This is a genomic window from Hydrogenophaga sp. LT287, assembly GCF_055702805.1.
This window is the reverse complement of sequence record NZ_JBVPZC010000002.1, coordinates 245,368-263,599: the sequence shown is the minus strand read 5'-3', so window position 1 is coordinate 263,599 and position 18,232 is coordinate 245,368. Positions and strand designations below refer to the sequence as shown.

The following is an 18,232-nucleotide window of genomic DNA, read 5'->3' as shown; positions in this document are numbered from 1 at the left end:
CAGGAGGCGGGCAGCGGGTTGAATGGCAGGGGCTTCGACAGGCTCAGCCTGAACGGTGGGTGTGTCGGGCGAATGGCCGAGCGGGCTCCAGCGCGAAGTGCCCCACCCAGAACGCCGCGCAACCGGCTCTGCCGGGGCGCTGGTGTTGCCCCCTTGAGGGGGGAGGCGGCCACACGCAGTGGGCAAGCAACGGGGGTGGGTCATGACAACGCCATCGAGATATCGTTTGTGGGCACCTTGCGGTCAAAGGTCAGGTTTTCTTCCACATGCATCAGGTGCTCGTTCATCAATTGCACCGCCAGCGCTTCGTCTTTGGCGGCCAGCGCTTTCACAATTTCGGCGTGCTCTTCGTTCGAATGCTCGGCCGCGTGCGCGCTCTGGTACATGAGCGTGATGAGGGCGCAGCGCGAAATCAGCTCGCGCAGCAACTCGGCCAGCACCTGGTTGCCCATCAGCTCGGCCATGCGCACATGAAAGTCACCCAGCAGCTCGGTGCGGCCCGGCACGTCCTGGTTGCTCACGGCCAGTTTTTCTTGCGCCACATGCTCGCGCAGCGCCTTGATCTTGCCGGGCGTCACGACCTGCACAAAGGCGCGCGTCATTTCGGCTTCCAGCATGCGGCGCACCGCAAACACCTGCTTGGCCTCTTCCACCGAAGGCGCCGCCACAAAAGCCCCCCGCGCGGGTTCCAGCCGGATCAACCGGTTTTGCGACAGCTGAAACAGCGCCTGGCGCACCAGCGTGCGCGACACGCCGAAGTGGTCGGCGAGTTTTTGCTCGGCCAGCTTGGTGCCCGGGTGCAAGCGGTGTTCCACGATGGCGCGGGTCAGCGACTCGACAATGTGGTTGGTGCTGGATGTGGTGCTGGTTGCAGTGCTTGAGGTTTCCATGGATTCATCATATCCAGAAAAACAAAAAGTGTATACACTTTCGGTCGACCATTCATTTTTGAAAGAACCCCATGGGACTGAGTACACACGTTCTGGACACCATGCACGGCTGCCCCGCTGCGGGCATGGCGGTCGAGCTTTACACCACCGAGGGCGATGCCGCCACGTTGGTCAAGCGCTTCACGCTCAACAGCGACGGCCGCAACCCCGACGGCCCGCTCTACGACAACGCCAGCCTGAAAGCCGGCACCTACCGCCTGGTGTTTGACGTGAAAGGCTATTTCGCCAGCCGCGGCGTGGCCCTGCCCGAGCCCAATTTCTTGAACCGCGTGGCGCTCGACTTTGGCGTGGCGCACACCCACGAGCACTACCACGTGCCGCTGCTGGTGAGCCCCTGGAGCTATTCCACCTACCGGGGGAGTTGAGCTGGCATCCCCCCGCGCCGCCTGCGGCGTCACACCCCTGGGGGCGATGCGTGTGGCCCGCCGGTTCCACCGCATCCTGGGTGGATGCACGTGGTGCCATCGGCGTTGAAAGAGCCCTCACCCCAACCCACGCAGGCGGGAGAGGGGGTAAGAAATAGATGGCGCTGGCCCATGAAAAAAGCCCGCTGCAAGCGGGCTTTTTTCATGGGCTGGCTCGCATGTTCAGCGCAAGCGTTGGCCTTCGGTGAGCGTGTCCAGCTGGAAGTTACCGCTCTTGTCCCACAGCCACACCTCGGTGTAGGTCACTGCGCCCAAGCGCACCGGCGCTGGAAACGGGGCCGCGGCGTGCACCGTGCGCTCAATCTCGCGCATCACGTCGGGCGCGTGCGAGGGCGCACGCATCCAGTTCAGTTTGCGCACATTGCCGCGGCCGTCCAGGTCCACCTGCAACACGCCCACCGCGTGCATCAGCGGAGGCAGTTGGCCTTTGTGGATGCGGTGGCCGTTGTGTTTGTAGATGTGCCTGGCGCCGTCCTGGCGGTAGTCGCGAGGCGTGGAGGCGTGTGAAATCAGCGAGGGGGCGGGCGCCACTGCGGCGGGCGGTGGCGCGGGCGCGGGTGCTGGCGGGGGTGGTGGCGCGGGCGCAGGTGCGGGTGGCAGCGGTGTGGCGCAGGCGGCCAGCAAGGCGGCGGTGGCCACACCCAGCCAGGCCCAGCGCTGGCTGCGGGGCTCGGTCTGGTTGGTGGGGGCGCTGGCCAAAGCCGGTTGAGGAGCGGGGGTCATGTCTCTCATGGTGTTTGCCTGTGTTGCGCTGCAAGGGCCGTTTGGCCTTGCGTGGGGCGGCCATACGGACGAACGGATCGAGTGTATTGTGATTCGGGAAGCCCGATTTGCACAGCTGCCCCGATACTGGTGGCTCTTTACCGCGTTTACGTTTTTACACACATTTCTTGGTGTGTTAGCCACAACCCAACGCCCTTTTTCTCATCATTTTCATGGCGCACCCCTTGAACGCGTTTTTGGCCCAGCTGAGCCGCGAGCCTGCCGTGCTGGTGACGGTACTGCACACCCAGGGCTCGGTGCCGCGCGAGGTTGGCGCGTGGATGGCGGTGTTTGCCGCCGGTCAGTTTGGCACCATTGGCGGCGGCCACCTGGAATGGGACGCGCTGCGCCAGGCCCGCGAGCACCTGGCTGGCGCCACCAGCGCCCCCAATCCGTGGACGCAGCGCACCGTGCTCGGCCCCCGGCTGGGCCAGTGTTGTGGTGGTGCGCTCGAGCTGCGGTTTGAACCCGTCAGCGCTGAACACATCGAACCGCTGGCCCAGCGCCTGCAACCGCGCCTGACCCCGCTGGCCCTGTTTGGTGGCGGGCATGTGGGTCACGCCATCGTGCAGGCGCTGGCACCGCTGCCCTTTGCTGTGCACTGGGTCGACAGCCGCGACGACGTGTTTGCCCCCGACACGCCGTTTCAGGTAAGCACCGAGCATTCCGACCCGGTACACGCCGCCGTGCGCCACCTGGTGCCCGGCTCGCGCGTGCTGGTCATGAGCTTTTCGCATGCCGAAGATCTGGACGTGGTGGCCGCCTGCCTGCAGCGCCAGCGCGAGCGCGGCGACCTGCCGTTTGTGGGGCTCATTGGCAGCCGCACCAAATGGGCCACCTTTGGGCACCGCTTGCTGGCGCGCGGGTTCAGCCCGCAAGAGCTGGCCCACGTCACCTGTCCCATCGGCCTGCCCGGCATCACCGACAAAGCGCCCGCCGTCATTGCCGCATCGGTTGTGGCGCAGTTGTTGCTTCATACCGCAGCAGGGCCTGATTGACCGGTGCCGGCGGCATACGGGTTTGCCCGGTGTCAAGTGTTTGCAGAAACTGTATACACTTTGTTTGTACCGGTCGCAGCGGAGCGGGTGTGAAGCCTCACACTCAATCGCGGCCCTCAGCCGACTCAGAGCGCCCGCGGTGGTGAGTCGAAAACCCTGACGGGCTTCCCGTTGTGTTGAGGTGCCATGGAAACCTATTTGCTGGATTGGGCTAACCTGCTGTTGCGCTGGTTGCACGTCATCGTCGCCATCGCCTGGATCGGCTCTTCGTTCTACTTCGTCTTTCTCGACAGCAGCCTCACGCCGCCTGAAGACGAGCAACTCAAAAAAGACGGCGTCAGCGGCGAGCTCTGGGCCGTGCACGGCGGCGGCTTTTACCACCCCGTCAAATTTGCCGGCGCTCCGCCCAAGCTGCCCGGCCACCTGCACTGGTTTTACTGGGAAAGCTATTCCACCTGGCTCTCCGGCTTTGCGCTGTTCTTCATCTCCTACCTCTGGAGCCCCAGCGTCTATTTGATCGCCCCCAACGTGATGGCCTGGAGCCCCGCCGGCGCCATTGCCGCCGCGCTCGCCTTTTTGGTGGTGTTCTGGTTGCTGTACGACGCCATTTGCCGCACCCTGGGCCAAAGCAAAAATGGCGACGCCAAGGTGGGCGCGCTGGTGCTCGTGCTGGTGTGCATAGCCGCCTACGCCGCCACACAAATGTTTGCCGGCCGCGCCGCTTTTCTCATTGTGGGCGCCATGATCGCCACCGCCATGAGCGCCAACGTGTTCTTCTGGATCATCCCCGGCCAGCGCACCGTGGTGGCCGACATCAAGGCCGGTCGCCCGGTGGACCCCATCCACGGCAAGCGCGGCAAACAGCGCAGCGTGCACAACACCTACTTCACGCTGCCGGTGCTGTTTTCCATGCTGAGCAACCACTACAGCTTCACCTACAGCCACGAACACAACTGGGCCATCCTCATCGGCATGATGTTCGCCGGCGCCGCCATCCGCCAGTTTTTCGTGCTGCGCCACGGCTTCAAGCTCGGCCGCAACAGCCACCCCTGGCCCTACGCCGCGGTCGGCGTGTTCGTGCTGCTGGCCCTCATCGTCTGGCTGCGGCCAGCGCCCGTGCAAGCCGTGGCCGTGCCCGACACCGTGAGCTACGCCCAGCTCAAACCCGTCATCGAACAGCGCTGCGTCATGTGCCACGGCGAAGCGCTGGCGTCCAAAAACGTGCGGCTCGACTCACCCGAGGCTGTGAAGCAACACGCCCAGACCGTCTACCAGCAAGTCGTGGTCACCAAGCTCATGCCCATGAACAACGCCACCGGCCTCACCGAAGAGGAGCGCGCCCTGTTTGCGCAGTGGTTCAAGGGCGGCGCCAAGGTGGACTGAAACAGCCTTCAGGCATGAACTTCCGCACACGTTGCATGTAACGCTGTCGATGCGTATGGTGTTGCATGTCACCCAACAGGAAGATTCAGATGGCAACCACACACGTCAATGCGCGGGTGCAAAAGTACCGCGACACCACGCGCATGGCGGGCCTGCGCCCGGTGCAAATCTGGGTGCCCGATACCCGGCGCCCAGACTTCGCTGAAGAATGCCGCCGCCAGTGCCGCATAGCCGCCCAGGCCGACATGGCCGACACCGACATGCAGCGCTTCATGGACGAGGCGCTGGCTGATGTGGACGGCTGGAACGCCTGATGCAAGGCGATTTTGTGACCGTTGCCATGCAAGGTGGCTTTGGAAGACCCCGGCCCGCCTTGGTTATCCAGGCCGATCCGTTGCAGCCGATGCGCTTCTGCCGCGCAGGCTCCTATAGATCCAGCCCGGTTTTGTCTTCACTCCCTCTCCCGCATGCGGGAGAGGGTTGGGGTGAGGGGCATTCAAACTTCACCGGGCCGGATCAATAGGTCCCGCTTTTGGTCGCATCGACCCCAATGCCATGGTGGAGGTTGAGCGCTGCTTGGTCGTCTTCTTGGGCATTGCCAAATATTGATACGATCCCATGAAGTAGAAACCGTTCGGGCTGAGCCTGTCTTTCGACAAGCTCAGGATGATCGGAATTCAGGGCTTCGACAGGCTCAGCCCGAACGGAAAAAAATGGCTCAGCCCGAACGGAAATGAAGACTTCACCGGGCCGGATCAATAAGCACCTGTAGCGACACAAAAGCCAGCAGCGGCATCTTGTTCGGCCAACGCAGTGGCCTTGCCCGTTGATCGGGTTCCGTTCAAAAATCCCAAGCCCATCGGTGTGGCCCGCTGGTGAACATGACGCGTGTGCGGGTTGCCTTGCAGTGCCAGGTTTGCTTGGTGCACTCCAGACCCACTGCGGGTTCCGAGAGGCTGTCCGGGTCGAACACCACGGCACACTTCTGGCCAGGTGCCCGCACCGACTCGTACGCCAGCCACTGAACGCCGTAGTTTTGCGCCTCAGCCGCAACCGCATGTGTGTCCGTGTAGTTGGCGCCATCCGTCCACGCGGCGCGAGCCGTAGCCCACGGGGGTGCCATCAAGTCGATGGCGCGCCCCGATAGGGCACCCTGGAAAAACGTGTGTTCGGTCAACAGTTCCTGTGCGACCAGGCCAGCGCTTTCCAAAATGAACCGGTGGCGCCAATAAGCCACCTCAGCGCACGCCGCTTCCAGCTCTTGGGCGCCATACCACTGGCCCCTGGCATGGGCTGGCCTGAAACGGCTGGCGTGTGCTGGGCGGTATCTGAACGGTGTTGCCAGCAAATAGTGCTTGGGTTGTTGTGTGAACGGCAGTTCAGGCTTGCTGCCCTCAAGCAGCTGTTCGAGCAACGCCTGTTCATCTGGTGTGTCCACCAAGCGCATGGTGGACACCACGTGCTGGGCTTCCACACCGCGCCAAGCCAGCTGTTGGCTGTGTTGGATCGAGCCCTTAAACCATGCCTTGGTCCACCCATTCATGACGGTGCGCGCATGCCGTCCAGGTAGTTGAGCGTGGCCACCAGACCCGCTGCGGTTTGCACCAGGCGCTGCGGCACACCGCCCAGCGCTCTGTTGTGCGTGGTCATCCAGGCCATGCGCTTCTGGTCATCGGTGCCCACCAGCGCGTCCAAAGAGCGAAACACGCGCACCAGCAGCATGGCCAGTTCACCTTCCTTGCTGTCGGGTGCCAGTGGCTTGTCGCCATGCACCAGCCGCGAGATGGTGGGCTCGCTCAGACCGAGCGTGCGAGCCAGAGACGCACCAGAAAGGCCAAGCATCTTGCTGGCCCGCGTGGTGGCCTTGGCCAGCACCATGCCTGTATCGGGTTTGACGACCACTTGCCCCATTTGCGTTCTCCCATTGAAAAGCGGTTTCCTAGGCTTTTTAGGTTTCTTAGGAAAGAATATAGCCTTAAAAGTAAAAAATGCAATGTGGGTTGATGGGGCAGCCTCACCCCCGGTAGCCGTTCGGGTTCCCGCTCTGCCAGCGCCAGGCGTCGGCACACATTTCATTCAGCGTGTGCCGTGCTTCCCAGCCCAGCAGCTTTTTCGCCAGCGTCGCGTCCGCGTAGCACTGCGCCACGTCGCCCGAGCGCCGGGGGGCAAACGCATACGGCACCGGCCGCTCGCTGGCCGCTTCAAACGCTTTCACTACCTCCAGCACGCTGTTGCCCCGGCCCGTGCCCAGGTTCACCGTGAAGCTTTCGCCCTGGCCCCGCAGCGCCTGCAGCGCTGCCACATGGCCCGCGGCCAGGTCTTGCACGTGTATGTAGTCGCGCACCCCCGTGCCGTCGGGCGTGGGGTAGTCGTTGCCGTACACATTCAGGCACGGCCGCTGGCCCACCGCCACCTGCGCCACATAGGGCATGAGGTTGTTGGGTATGCCGGCCGGGTTTTCGCCGATGAGCCCGCTGGGGTGCGCGCCCACCGGGTTGAAATAGCGCAACACCCCCACCCGCCACACCGGGCTGGCTGTGCGCAGCGCCGCCAGCATGTCTTCAATCACCAGCTTGCTGTGGCCATATGGGTTGGTGTGGCTGCGCGGAAAGTCTTCGGTGATGGGCACCGAAGCCGGGTCGCCATACACCGTGGCACTGCTGGAAAACACCAGCGTGGGCGCCGCCGGGGCCGTGCCGTCGGCATGCACCGCCGCCATGGCGCGCAGCAGGCTCACCGCGCCGCCTATGTTGTTGTGAAAGTACTTCAGCGGCTGCGCCACGCTTTCGCCCACCGCCTTGTCGCCCGCAAAGTGCACCACGCCCACCGGCTGGTGGCGGCGCAGCACCGTTTCCACCCAAGGCGTGTCCAGCACATCGCCGCGCTCCAGCAGCACCGGCTGGCCGGTTATGCGCTCCAGCCGCTCCAACACCGCCGGGTGGCTGTTGGCAAAGTTGTCCAAAATGACAGGCTCAAACCCCGCCGCGCGCAGCGCCACAAACGTGTGGCTGCCGATGTAACCGGCACCGCCGGTGAGCAAAATTTTCATGTTGATCTGGTGGGGTTGAGCTGCGCTGAAACCAGGGGTTCAAAGCGTTGCAGAAGGGTGCTTAGCAGTGCAACAGCGCCAGCTGCTTCATTCAAATACGCAGCCTTCAGGGCGTCGTCTTCCGGGTAGTCATGGGCGAAACGGTTGCGAATAACGCGCAAACCATGCCACTGCTCAACGTCATCTAGGTAGCCCAGCTTTTCCAAACGGTGCAGCTTGTCGATCATGGGGCGGTCTTCAAACGGCTCTTGCAACACATCAAGGGCTGCGGGGAACAGCCGTGTGCCCATGGCGTCTTGAAGTTTGGTGAAACGCAGAATCAATTGATCCCAGTCCTGTACAGACTCATCGTCCATTGCCTTCAAGCTGTGTGCCGTCATTGGCAGCAACGGTTCAATGGCACCCAGCGCGTGCCGCAAGTGGTGAACATGACGCTCGCATTGTTGCCATGCGTCGCGCAGGCGCAAAGCGGGTAAATCGCTCACAAAAGCACTCCTTCGCGTTTGGCCACCTCAAAAATCGCGGGTCGCTGTTGACGACTGGGGTAGTCCATCAAGACGTCCACCTTTTGCTCGCCCAGTCGCGCGTAGACCATCGCCAAGAAACGCGTGTGCGCTGCGGCAATTCGAGCGGGATCGCTCCATTGGGTTTCTATCAGCAAGTCAATGTCCCCACCCCTGCGGCTGTCGTCTACCCGCGAGCCAAACAAGCGCACCAGTACACCCGGCTCAAAGCTGGACTGGGCTGCTTGCTTCAAGGTGTCGCGTTCGAATGGTGTCAGTCTCATACAGGGCGAGTGGATGGAATCGATAAATGGATGTTAACGGACAGGTCGCCCAACAGCGCCGTTCCTTTCCTAACGCAAGCGGCCCACCTGAACCAATCGTCAACGGGCTGTAAAAGCCTTCAGCCTTTCGACTCAGCCCGGTGAGCAATCAACCGTTCGTCCCGCCCTTTTATGACCCCCTCTCCCGCTTGCGGGAGAGGGTAGAGGTGAGGGCATTCGAACCCATGGCACGGCATCAGCCCAACCGCGCCCAGCCCGCCACCCAGTAAGCCAGCAACCCCAGGCCCTCATGCAGCAACAGCTGCCACTGCTGCACACCCACGCCCAGCGAATAAGCCGTCCAGTCCACCTCGGTGCTGCTGCGAAAGTCGGCCGGCCAGGGCGTCACGTTCCAGCCCTGCGCCCGAAAAGCCGCCACCGCACGCGGCATGTGCCAGGCCGACGTGAGCAGCAGCCAAGGCTGCGAAGCGTCCAGCCCCGGCAAGCGCGCCGTCAACAGCGCGTTTTCATGCGTGGTGCGCGCAGCCGCTTCAAATCGCACCCGCTGTGGCGGCAAGCCCATGCTGGCAAAAAAGCGCTGCGCCAGCGCCGCCTCTGCCAGGCAGCCGCTGCCCGTGTCCACACAGCCGCCGGTGAACACCACCGGCAGCGCCGGGTGGGCCAGCGCCAGCGCCACCGCTTCGGTCAGGCGGTCGGCGCTGGCTTTTAGCTGGGGCTGGGCGCGGCCTTGCTGCAGGCCCGTCGCCTCAAACGAACCGCCCAGCACCACCACCCCCGCATAAGCCGCCACACCCGCGCTGCGCTCGGCGGGTGCGTGCAGCGTTTCCAGCGCATGCACCAGCCTGTTGGGCAGCGGCAGCCAGCCCAGCAGCAGCAAGCCCAGCAGCGCCACCGCCACCCAGCGCCGCCCCGCCGCCAGGCGCCCGCGCCACAGCAGCAACGCGCCCACCGCCAACAGCAGCGCCAGCCAGGCCAGTGGCTGGGTAGCGAAAGCGGTTAGCAGTTTGTAGGCTTCAAAGGGTGACAAAAATGAACTCCCTTTCGGTGAGGCTTACCAGCGTCATGTCTGGAATCCATTTGGCTCACCCGCGCTGCGTTCGAGGCCCTCACCGTAGGAGCCCGTTATCAACCTGGGGCAAACTTTCGCTATTTTTTGGCATGAGCAACTCGGCGTAAACCGCCAGCGTCCTCTCAATCACGAGGCGTTCGTCAAACTCTGCGAGTGCCTTATTTCTAGCCGCTTCTCCTAGCCTTTTCCTCAATGCCGCGTCGCCAACCAATCGTTCAATGGCCTGAGCCAAAGCCTGTGCGTCTTTCACTGGCACGAGCAGCCCATCTACCTCATGGGTCACCACTTCGCGGCATCCTGGCACATCGGTTGTGATGAGCGCCAAGCCACACGCGCCCGCTTCAATGAGGCCTTTGGGTAAGCCCTCCCTGTAGCTGGGTAACACCACCGCGTCAATCGAGCTAAACAAGGCTGGCATGTCATCCACATGGCCTAGGCAAGTCAGCAGTCCCTCGCCCTCCCATGCCTCTAATGCTTCTTTCGGCACTGCGGCAGGGTTTCCATTGTCTGGCTCGCCCGCCAGCAAAAAGTCAACAGACACGCCTTTGGCCTTCAGCAGCCTGGCCGCGCCCGCAAACTCAGCAATACCTTTGTCCCACAAAAGCCTAGCGGGCAGCGCAACCTGAATCCGCTCCGAAGGGGCGCGGTGGTTCGTGGGCGCGAAGCGCTCGCAGTCCACACCTGAGCCCGGTATCAGCCGCACCTGGGCTCCGCTAACCAAGCGCGCCACCTTGAACAGCTCTACGTCGTCTGGGTTTTGCAAAATCAAACGGGCGCCCTTGCCGCCCAACGCCAGGCGCATCAGCGCACGCACCACTGGCCGGAGCAAACGGGCCTTAGCGTCCACGCTGCTAAACACATAACCCATGCCCGCCACCGCATTGACCCGAGCAGGCACGCCAGCCAGCCGTGCGGCCAAAGATCCATACACCGCGCATTTGATGGTGAAGCCATGGACAAGGTCAGCGCGCTCAGTGCGCAGCAACTGCCTGAGCCACCATAGCAACGCCAGTTCACGCAAGGGGTTCAGGCTGCGGCGTTCCATAGGTGCTCGCACCCACCGGAAACCCAAAGCCTCCAGCTTGGGGCCATAAGGCCCGGGCGGTGAAACCAGCAATACGTCATAGCCGGTTTCGCGCAGCGCGATGGCGAGCGAGCGACGAAAGTTGTAGAGGTACCAGTCGGTATTGGCAAACAAAACAATCTTCAAAAGAGTCCTTCAAAGGGATAGAAGCGGTAAGGTAACCAATACTGAGCGTGCGATGCAAAGTTGATCCATACAAACTGCACCGTAGCGTAAAAAACCACCACGCTAATGACCCACACGCGGCGGCCACCCGCACGGCCCAGCAAGTCTGGCAAGCGCGAAAACAAATACAACTGCAAAGGAATCAGGTACAGAGCGACACGGTCAACCGCCGTTGAGGATGGCGAAAGCACCAGAGCAACAACCGCCAAGAGCGCAGCTATTGCCAGCATCGTCCATAGGTTGCGCTCGGCAGGCTCCCAAACAAAACGCTTTCGCAGCAGCAGCAACACAGCAGCGGGCAGCGCGTTCATGGCAAGGCGCACCGCAGCACCCTCTGACTGGTATTCGGCCTCCACATAATTGACCAGCAATGCATCAATGCTTTCGGCCAGCAACACCCAAAACAAAGTGATTGCCGTGATGCCCACCCACGCGAGCGACCACAAGCGACCCTTGGGGGAAGCCAACACCGCCAACGGAATCATCAACACGGCAGACTTGTGAAACGAAGCCGCTAACGCCACCCACAGCACAAAGCCCAGCGTGTCGTGCCTGGGCAACCGTGTCAGCCCCAACATCACCAGCCCCAGCGCCACACCCTGCCGGCTGTAGCCCATGGCCACCACAGTCACCATGTAAGGCACGGCCACAGCCAGCGCCAGCCAGGGGCGAGGCTGCTGGCGGCAAAACGCCACCAGCCCCCAGCTGAACAGCACGCCAAACACCGTGTTGATCAGGTACACGCCGCCATTGACTTGTGTGGAAAGCCAGATGAGCAGGTAGTAACCGGGATCGTTCCTCTCCAGTGCCTCCTGCAGCGGGGCACCCACCATGTTGAAGTAGTGGCCTTCGTAATTGAACCAATCACCCCCCACCTGGTGCCGCAACCCGATCAGCAGCGCCAGCCCGAGGCCCACCACCAGCCATGACAACTCCAGCCGCGGGCCCGCCGGGCGCGGCCGGGTGGGCGCCATCACGCTGGCCCATACAGGCACCAGAAACATCAACCAATACACCCACATAATTTAATTTTCGCCGCTCTTAATTTAAAAACCATGCCAAAGCCCAATAGGGCAATCGCATATTTTTCTGCCATCACGCAGCATCAAAAACTAAAAATTGAATGAGAGAAAATCTTTGTAATTAATTTCTGGCGACGGCATGTTTGGGCCATGAAACATCCCATGCCTAGAATACAGACCGTAAATGGCGAGCACTCTATTTTCGTAAAAAGACATCGGCACCACCCGGTCTTTTATTGAATCAATTTTTTCAAACAACTCAGAATAAATAACGGGATTTCCCGAGTCCGTCAACAAAACGAACAATTCGTTCGAATCCACACCCATCCAACCGCGTGCGGTTTTGACTTCAAGAGTGGCATGGCTGGGCACGCCGGGTACAAAAATTGCAAATGCACCATATTTGCTCTTGTCATACAGCGCCACGTGCCTGGACTCAAGACCGTAATGCAAAAAAACCTTTTCCAACAGACGTGCTCGATCATAGCAGCATCCATATTTTCGAGCCATAAAGGCCTCTGGCTCTATTGCAACTCCACGATCGGCGCATTTCATATCAGGGATCAATTTTTTTAACCCCAACTGGACACTCTTGATACAGCTGACTTGCGCTCCGAATTCGCTTGTGTCTGCACAGTCAAACTCTGCTTTCATACCATCAATAACCTTGACATCGCTTAACGTCAACTCCTTGGACACGGGTGAAGCAATCGAAAAGTAGGCACCCAAAGCAATGAGCGTCGCCAATACAGAAAAAGTTATTTTTTTTGACATTTCAATCATTAAATTAAATTGTGTGTTTTTCCACCCAAGCCTGAAACATCAGCACCGCCCACAGGCTGGTGGTGTGGTCTCTCTGGCCGCTCAGGTGCTCGGCCCAGCGGGTACGAATGGGTGCGGGGTGAAAGTAGCCCTCGGCCTGCAGGCGCTGCGCGCTCAAAAGGCTTTCGGCCCAGTCGCGCAGCGGCCCGCGCAGCCACTGTCCCACCGGAATGCCAAAGCCCGCCTTGGGCCGCTCGATCAGCTCGCGCGGCACATGCTGGTACAGCACCTGGCGCAGCGCCCACTTGCCTTCGTTGCCACGGATCTTCATGTGCAGCGGCAGGCGCCAGGCGAGTTCGGCCACCCGGTGGTCCAGGAAGGGCACGCGCGTTTCCAGGCTGGTGGCCATGGCGGCGCGGTCCACCTTGCACAAAATGTCGTCGGGCAGGTAGGTCAGGCTGTCACGGAACATCATGCGCAGCGGCCCCGCGTCAGCGCCCAGCGCCGGCAGCGGGTCGGCCAGCGCGCTGGGCGGCTCCACCACAGCCGCTCCGCCCGACCCTTTCACCACGGCGGCCGGGTCCTGCCATTCGGACACCAGGCTCAGGTACAGGTCGTCCAGGTTGCGCACACCGCGCAGCCGCGCAGCCAGCTTGTGCGCCTTGTCACCCACGCGCGCAATGCCGCGCGTGCCCGGCAGCAGCGCGTTGAGCGGCGCACCCAGCGCATCCCACGCGCCCACCGGCAGCTGGCCGATAGCCTGGCCCAGCGCCTGCCGCACCGGGTAGGGCAGCCAGGCCAGCCGGTTCCAGATGCGCGGCCCCCAGAAATAGCGGTTGTAGCCGCCAAACAGCTCGTCGCCCGCGTCGCCCGAGAGCGCCACCGTCACATGCTGGCGCGCCGCGTGGCACACCAGGTGGGTGGGAATCTGCGACGAATCGGCAAACGGCTCGTCGTACATGACGGGCAGGCGCGGAATAACGCCCTGCGCCTCGGCCACCGTGACGAACAGCTCGGTGTGCTCGGTGCCCAGGTGCTGCGCCACGGCGCGCGCGTGGGGCGACTCGTCGAACGCGGCCTCCTCGAAGCCGATGGTGAAGGTCTTGACCGGCTGGGTGGCCTGCTGCTGCATCAGCGCCACGATGGCCGACGAGTCCACCCCGCCCGATAGAAAGGCCCCCAGCGGCACATCGGCCAGCGACTGCGCTTTCACGGCCTGCGACAGCTGCGCCTCCAGCGCCTGCAGCGCCTCGGTTTCATCGGTGATGGGGTTCGCCGCACCGGCCTGCACCACGTCGGCCAGCGACCACCAGCGGCGCACCGACAGGCTTTCATGCACGGCGCCCGGCCGCAAGGGCAGCGCCGGCGCGGCTGCGGGCGGCGCACCCCGCACCGTGAGCAGGCAACCCGGCTCCAGCTTGTAAATGCCCTGGTAGATGCTGCGCGGCGCCGGCACCACCATGAAGCGCATGTACTGCGCCAGCGCCTCGCGGCACACCGGGTTGTCAAAGCCGGGGTAGGCCCGCAGCGCCTTCAGCTCCGAGCCAAACACGAAGGCGCGCGCGCCACCCGGCCCGGCCCAGCCGTAGTACAGCGGTTTCTCGCCAAAGCGGTCGCGCGCCAGCGTCAGCACCCGGTCTTGTCGGTCCCACAGGGCGATGGCAAACATGCCCACGGTCTTCTGCAAGGTAGCCTCAATGCCCCAGGCCTCAAACCCCGCCAGCAAAGTTTCGGTGTCCGAATGCCCGCGCCAAGGTATTACCCCCTCTCCCCCGGGGTGTCTTGCCCCCTCTCCCGCTTGCGGGAGAGGGCAGGGGTGAGGGCTCCCCGCCCCCGCCCCCGCTCTCACCCCCGCCTCCAGCTCCCCCCGCAACTCCAGGTGGTTGTAAATCTCGCCATTGAAGGCGATCACGTAGCGGCCACCGGCCGACACCATGGGCTGGTGACCGGCGGGCGAGAGGTCGATGATGCTCAGACGCCGATGCCCGAACGCCACGCCCGCCTGCGCATCGGCCCAGGCGCCCGCGTCGTCCGGGCCGCGGTGCGCAATGGCATCGGCCATGCGCGTGGCCACGGCTTCCAGGCCATCCAGTGAAGCGCTTTCGAATGTCAAGAAACCTGCAAATCCGCACATTTATTGCGTCTCCATGTCGGCTGTTTGGGTGGCATCTTTTAGCAGTCCCGCCAACCTAGGCCCGGTGACCTGCAGGCAAAACCGCTGCTCCACCTTGTGCCGGCCGGCCTGCCCCATGCGCTGGCGCAGGCCGGCGTCGGCCAATAGCGTCTTCAGCGCCACCGCCCACTGCTGCGGCGTTTCCGCCAGAAAGCCGTTCACACCATGCTCCACGATCTGGCGGTTGACCCCCACGGGCGAAGCCACCACCGGCAGGCCGCAGGCCATGTATTGAATGAGCTTGTAGCCGCACTTGCCGCGCTCAAATGGCTCGTCCACCAGCGGCATGATGCCGATGTCAAAGCCGCAGATGCTCGCCACCTCGGTGTCTTCGGCCCAGGGGATGGAAGCCATGGGCAGCCCCAGACTGGCAGCGTCAATGCCCACGGCGGTGAACCGGGCACTACCCTCACTAGCCAGCCGCTGGAAGGTGGGGGCCAGGGGCGCCAGAAACGAAGCCGTGGCACGCTGCCCGATCCAGCCGACCGTGGGCAAGGCACCCGCCCGCGCATCGCAACCGGGCGCGGGATAGCGAGCCAGGTCAATCACCGTGGGCACCGCCTCCACCCGCGCCGCGCCGGCCGCGCGGGCAAAGTCCGCCAGGTAGTCGTTGCCCGCCACCACCAGCGCCGCACGGCGCATGAGCGCGGGGTGCTTACCCGCCAGCCACTGGCGCACCCAGGCGCTTCGGTGCTGGTCGTAGCCGTGGAAGACGGCGTCGTCGTAGTCCAGCACAAAGGGCACGCGGCCCGACATCAAGGCCAGCTCCAGCCCGACCGGCAGCCAGGGCAGGGCTTCTTTCTCGATCCACAGCAGGTCAAAACCAGCCACCCGACGCAAGGCACCCACGCGCCCGGCGTAGGCGCGCAAGACCTCCCACGGGTTGCGCCGGCCCTGCTGCAGGCCGCGCACATAGCCGTCTGAAAACAGCGGGGCCATGTCCACCCGGATGCCTTCGGCTTCCAGCGCCGGCAGGTACTGGTGGAAACGCATGCGGCTGCTGGCGCCCGTGCGCCCATAGCGTGTGAGGGCCAGCACCCTCACGCAGAAGGCTCCAGCTGCGCATAAATGCCGGCATAACGGCGCACGCCTTCGTCCAGCGAAAAGTGCTTTTGCGCCGTGGCCACGCAACGCGCGCGGGTGCCAGGGTCTGCCACGAGGGCCTGCAACTGCTCCAGACCGGCGGCCACCGATGCTGCGTCAAACGCCTTCAGCGCCACGCCCACCTGCTCAGCTTCGAGCACCTGCGCCATGTCGCCCACGCCGGCATTGCCCAGGCAGGGGATGCCGCAACCCAGGAACTCGCCCAGCTTGGTGGGGGCGGACGCCTGCTTGGAGAACACCGGCTTGATGAAGAAGACGCCGGCATCCATGCGCCCCATGAGGCGAGGCACCTCGGCGTGGGTGGCGCTGGTCAGCTCCACGGCGCTGTCTGGCACGCCGGCAGCGGCCAGACGGTCACGGATATAGGCGTGTTCGCCCCGGTTGACGATGAGGAAGCGCACATCGGGCCGCAGGCGCAGCAGCTGCGCGAAGCAGGCCGCCACTTCGTCGAACAGGTACCAGGTGCCGGCCGACCCCACATAGCCCAGCACGAAGCCGCGTGCGCCCTCCACGCCCATGCTCTCGCGCGGCTGTGGCGCAAAGCGGGCCAGATCGGCACAGGTGGGAATGACGGTGACCGGCGGCATGCGCCCTTGCAGGTAGTCAAAGCGCTGCATCTCGCGCACGGCGGCGTGGGTCAGCGACACCACGTGGTCAGCACCCAGCAGAAAGCGCCGCTCAAACCCCTTGGCCACCCGAAACATGCGCCCCTGGCGCGGCCAGAGGCCGCCATCGACCCGCTCGTCGGCCCAGAAGCCGCGCATGTCAAACACATATTTCGCCCCCGCAAGGTGCTTGAGCGCCAGCGCCATGACCGACGCAACGTAGCTGCGCGCATGCACGATGCGCAGGCGGTGCCGCAGCACCAGCCACAGCCCGACGGCGGTGCCCTGGGCAATGTCCCAGGCCGTGGCCAGGGCGGACGGACGCTTGTGGTAGCGCAGCGGGTGCCAGGTGATGCCTGCCGCCTGGATCTGCTGCGCCAGTCGCTCGCGCTCGGCCACATGGGCCCAGTCTTCGGGCTTTTCAAAACTGATCAGGTGAATGCACCGGCCAGCAGCCAGGCGCTGCAAATAACCCAGCACCTGAGACTGCCCCAGCGGCTCCAGCATGCCGTCGTAGGAAATGTAGAGAACGCCTGGTGTCATGCTGTGGCGCGCCCCACCGAAAGGTAAGCCCAACCTTCGGACTGCAATTTTTGTGGCTGGTACAGGTTGCGCCCATCCACGATGACTTTGCCGCGCATGCGTATCTCCATTTCGGCAAAGTCGGGCGCACGAAACTGCTGCCATTCGGTACAAATTACCAGCGCATCGGCGTTTTGCAATGCCGTGTATTTGTCGGGGCACAGGCTCAAGCCGGCGTGCTGGCCGTAAATGCGCGCAGCCTCTTGCATGGCGACGGGGTCAAACGCTTGTACTGTGGCGCCGGCTTGCCACAGGGCTTCCATCACGGTGCGGCTCGGGGCTGCACGCATGTCGTCGGTATTGGGTTTGAATGCCAAGCCCCATAGGGCAATGGTTTTGCCTTGTAACTTCGTTGCACCCCCGAAGTGGTGGGCGAGCTTGGCAAACAAGCTTGCTTTCTGGCGGTTGTTCACCGCCTCCACGGCCTGCAACAGCTGGGCGTCATAACCCATTTGCTGTGCGGTGTGCGCCAGCGCCTGCACGTCTTTGGGGAAGCAACTGCCGCCGTAACCACAGCCAGGGTAGATGAACTGGTAACCAATGCGCGGGTCGGCGCCAATGCCTTTGCGCACCTGCTCAATGTCGGCGTCCAGGCGCTCTGCCATGTTGGCCATTTCGTTCATGAAGCTGATCTTGGTGGCCAGCATCGCGTTGGCCGCGTACTTGGTTAGCTCGGCGCTGCGCACATCCATGAAGATGGTGCGGTCATGGTTGCGGTTAAACGGCTCGTACAACTCTCGCATCAAGGCCAAAGCCCGGTCGCTTTCTGTGCCGATGATGATTCGGTCGGGCTTGAGGAAGTCGTTAACCGCTGCGCCCTCTTTCAGAAACTCGGGGTTCGAAACCACGTCGAACGACGGTTGTTGGGTCGTGGCTTGCGGGGGGGTGCCCGCCATGACGGCGGCGACGGTAGCCCGCACTTGGTCGGCGGTGCCCACGGGTACGGTCGATTTGTTGACGATGACCTTGTAACCCGACATATGGGTGGCAATGGTTTTTGCTACAGCCAACACGTATTGCATGTCCGCGCTGCCGTCTTCGTCTGGCGGCGTACCCACCGCGATGAACTGCACCAAGCCGTGCTGCACGGCCTGTGCCGCATCAGTGGTGAAGTGCAAGCGACCTTCCTTGACGTTGCGCTCGACCAACGCGGCCAAACCCGGCTCCCAGATGGGTATGGTGCCAGCATTGAGCTGCTCAATCTTCACAGGGTCAACGTCCATGCACACCACGTGGTGCCCCACTTCGGCCAGGCAGGCGCCGCTGACCAGGCCGACATAGCCGGTACCAAAAATAGAGAGTTTCATAGGAA

19 protein-coding genes are annotated in these 18,232 nt (G+C 63.1%); 4 read left to right on the top strand and 15 right to left on the bottom strand.

The annotated features are described in order from the left end of the window. Positions 1-200: 200 nt before the first annotated feature. Positions 201-890: a GntR family transcriptional regulator gene (locus tag AC0GNR_RS03120; protein WP_472899543.1), complete on the bottom strand. Its 690-nt coding sequence runs from the start codon at positions 888-890 to the stop codon at positions 201-203. Between the two features lie 71 nt (positions 891-961). Here AC0GNR_RS03120 and uraH point away from each other — a divergent pair, with 71 nt between their 5' ends. Further along, complete coding sequence (gene uraH, locus AC0GNR_RS03115; protein ID WP_472899542.1) at positions 962-1,315, top strand: hydroxyisourate hydrolase; 354 nt, start codon at positions 962-964, stop codon at positions 1,313-1,315. A 222-nt stretch (positions 1,316-1,537) separates the two neighbouring features. On the opposite strand, the gene AC0GNR_RS03110 is transcribed toward uraH, so the two are convergent. Next, positions 1,538-2,098: a hypothetical protein gene (locus tag AC0GNR_RS03110; RefSeq protein ID WP_472899541.1), complete on the bottom strand. Its 561-nt coding sequence runs from the start codon at positions 2,096-2,098 to the stop codon at positions 1,538-1,540. Between the two features lie 212 nt (positions 2,099-2,310). Here AC0GNR_RS03110 and xdhC point away from each other — a divergent pair, with 212 nt between their 5' ends. The 3 genes from xdhC to AC0GNR_RS03095 all read left to right on the top strand — a co-directional run bounded on the left by xdhC (position 2,311) and on the right by AC0GNR_RS03095 (position 4,832). Continuing rightward, entirely contained in the window at positions 2,311-3,135 is an 825-nt protein-coding gene (gene xdhC, locus AC0GNR_RS03105) for a xanthine dehydrogenase accessory protein XdhC (protein WP_472899540.1), read from the top strand. A gap of 186 nt (positions 3,136-3,321) precedes the next feature. Further along, the gene (locus AC0GNR_RS03100; protein WP_472899539.1) at positions 3,322-4,518 is read left to right on the top strand and encodes a urate hydroxylase PuuD; all 1,197 of its coding nucleotides are present in this window, start codon (positions 3,322-3,324) and stop codon (positions 4,516-4,518) included. An 89-nt stretch (positions 4,519-4,607) separates the two neighbouring features. Next, entirely contained in the window at positions 4,608-4,832 is a 225-nt protein-coding gene (locus AC0GNR_RS03095) for an antitoxin MazE family protein (protein ID WP_472899538.1), read from the top strand. Positions 4,833-5,359: 527 nt separating this feature from the next. On the opposite strand, the gene AC0GNR_RS03090 is transcribed toward AC0GNR_RS03095, so the two are convergent. The 13 genes from AC0GNR_RS03090 to AC0GNR_RS03030 all read right to left on the bottom strand — a co-directional run bounded on the left by AC0GNR_RS03090 (position 5,360) and on the right by AC0GNR_RS03030 (position 18,227). After that, positions 5,360-6,061, bottom strand: coding sequence for an RES family NAD+ phosphorylase (locus AC0GNR_RS03090; protein WP_472899537.1), 702 nt, complete (start codon positions 6,059-6,061; stop codon positions 5,360-5,362). Beyond that, positions 6,058-6,429 carry an antitoxin Xre/MbcA/ParS toxin-binding domain-containing protein gene (locus tag AC0GNR_RS03085; RefSeq protein ID WP_472899536.1) on the bottom strand — a complete coding sequence of 124 codons (372 nt, stop codon included), beginning with the start codon at positions 6,427-6,429 and terminating at the stop codon, positions 6,058-6,060. The genes AC0GNR_RS03090 and AC0GNR_RS03085 overlap by 4 nt, the downstream gene beginning before the upstream one ends. 103 nt (positions 6,430-6,532) lie before the next feature. Continuing rightward, on the bottom strand, positions 6,533-7,567 hold the full coding sequence (galE, locus tag AC0GNR_RS03080) for a UDP-glucose 4-epimerase GalE (RefSeq protein WP_472899535.1): 1,035 nt from the start codon (positions 7,565-7,567) through the stop codon (positions 6,533-6,535). Continuing rightward, positions 7,564-8,052, bottom strand: coding sequence for a hypothetical protein (locus tag AC0GNR_RS03075; protein ID WP_472899534.1), 489 nt, complete (start codon positions 8,050-8,052; stop codon positions 7,564-7,566). Before AC0GNR_RS03075 ends, galE begins: the two co-directional genes overlap by 4 nt. Further along, positions 8,049-8,354, bottom strand: coding sequence for a hypothetical protein (locus AC0GNR_RS03070; protein ID WP_472899533.1), 306 nt, complete (start codon positions 8,352-8,354; stop codon positions 8,049-8,051). The genes AC0GNR_RS03075 and AC0GNR_RS03070 overlap by 4 nt, the downstream gene beginning before the upstream one ends. Positions 8,355-8,589: 235 nt before the next feature. Further along, complete coding sequence (locus AC0GNR_RS03065) at positions 8,590-9,381, bottom strand: YdcF family protein (RefSeq protein ID WP_472899532.1); 792 nt, start codon at positions 9,379-9,381, stop codon at positions 8,590-8,592. A 79-nt stretch (positions 9,382-9,460) separates the two neighbouring features. Further along, positions 9,461-10,633 (bottom strand): glycosyltransferase family 4 protein, encoded by a 1,173-nt coding sequence (locus AC0GNR_RS03060; protein WP_472899531.1) that lies wholly within the window; start codon positions 10,631-10,633, stop codon positions 9,461-9,463. Further along, positions 10,630-11,694 carry an EpsG family protein gene (locus tag AC0GNR_RS03055; protein ID WP_472899530.1) on the bottom strand — a complete coding sequence of 355 codons (1,065 nt, stop codon included), beginning with the start codon at positions 11,692-11,694 and terminating at the stop codon, positions 10,630-10,632. The genes AC0GNR_RS03060 and AC0GNR_RS03055 overlap by 4 nt, the downstream gene beginning before the upstream one ends. Before the next feature lie 90 nt (positions 11,695-11,784). Then, positions 11,785-12,477 carry a hypothetical protein gene (locus AC0GNR_RS03050; RefSeq protein WP_472899529.1) on the bottom strand — a complete coding sequence of 231 codons (693 nt, stop codon included), beginning with the start codon at positions 12,475-12,477 and terminating at the stop codon, positions 11,785-11,787. Between the two features lie 4 nt (positions 12,478-12,481). Then, entirely contained in the window at positions 12,482-14,590 is a 2,109-nt protein-coding gene (asnB, locus tag AC0GNR_RS03045; protein ID WP_472899528.1) for an asparagine synthase (glutamine-hydrolyzing), read from the bottom strand. After that, positions 14,591-15,673: a glycosyltransferase family 4 protein gene (locus AC0GNR_RS03040; RefSeq protein WP_472899527.1), complete on the bottom strand. Its 1,083-nt coding sequence runs from the start codon at positions 15,671-15,673 to the stop codon at positions 14,591-14,593. Beyond that, positions 15,670-16,881: a glycosyltransferase gene (locus AC0GNR_RS03035; RefSeq protein ID WP_472899526.1), complete on the bottom strand. Its 1,212-nt coding sequence runs from the start codon at positions 16,879-16,881 to the stop codon at positions 15,670-15,672. The genes AC0GNR_RS03040 and AC0GNR_RS03035 overlap by 4 nt, the downstream gene beginning before the upstream one ends. Then, on the bottom strand, positions 16,878-18,227 hold the full coding sequence (locus AC0GNR_RS03030; RefSeq protein ID WP_472899525.1) for a UDP-glucose dehydrogenase family protein: 1,350 nt from the start codon (positions 18,225-18,227) through the stop codon (positions 16,878-16,880). The genes AC0GNR_RS03035 and AC0GNR_RS03030 overlap by 4 nt, the downstream gene beginning before the upstream one ends. Between the last annotated feature and the right edge of the window lie 5 nt (positions 18,228-18,232).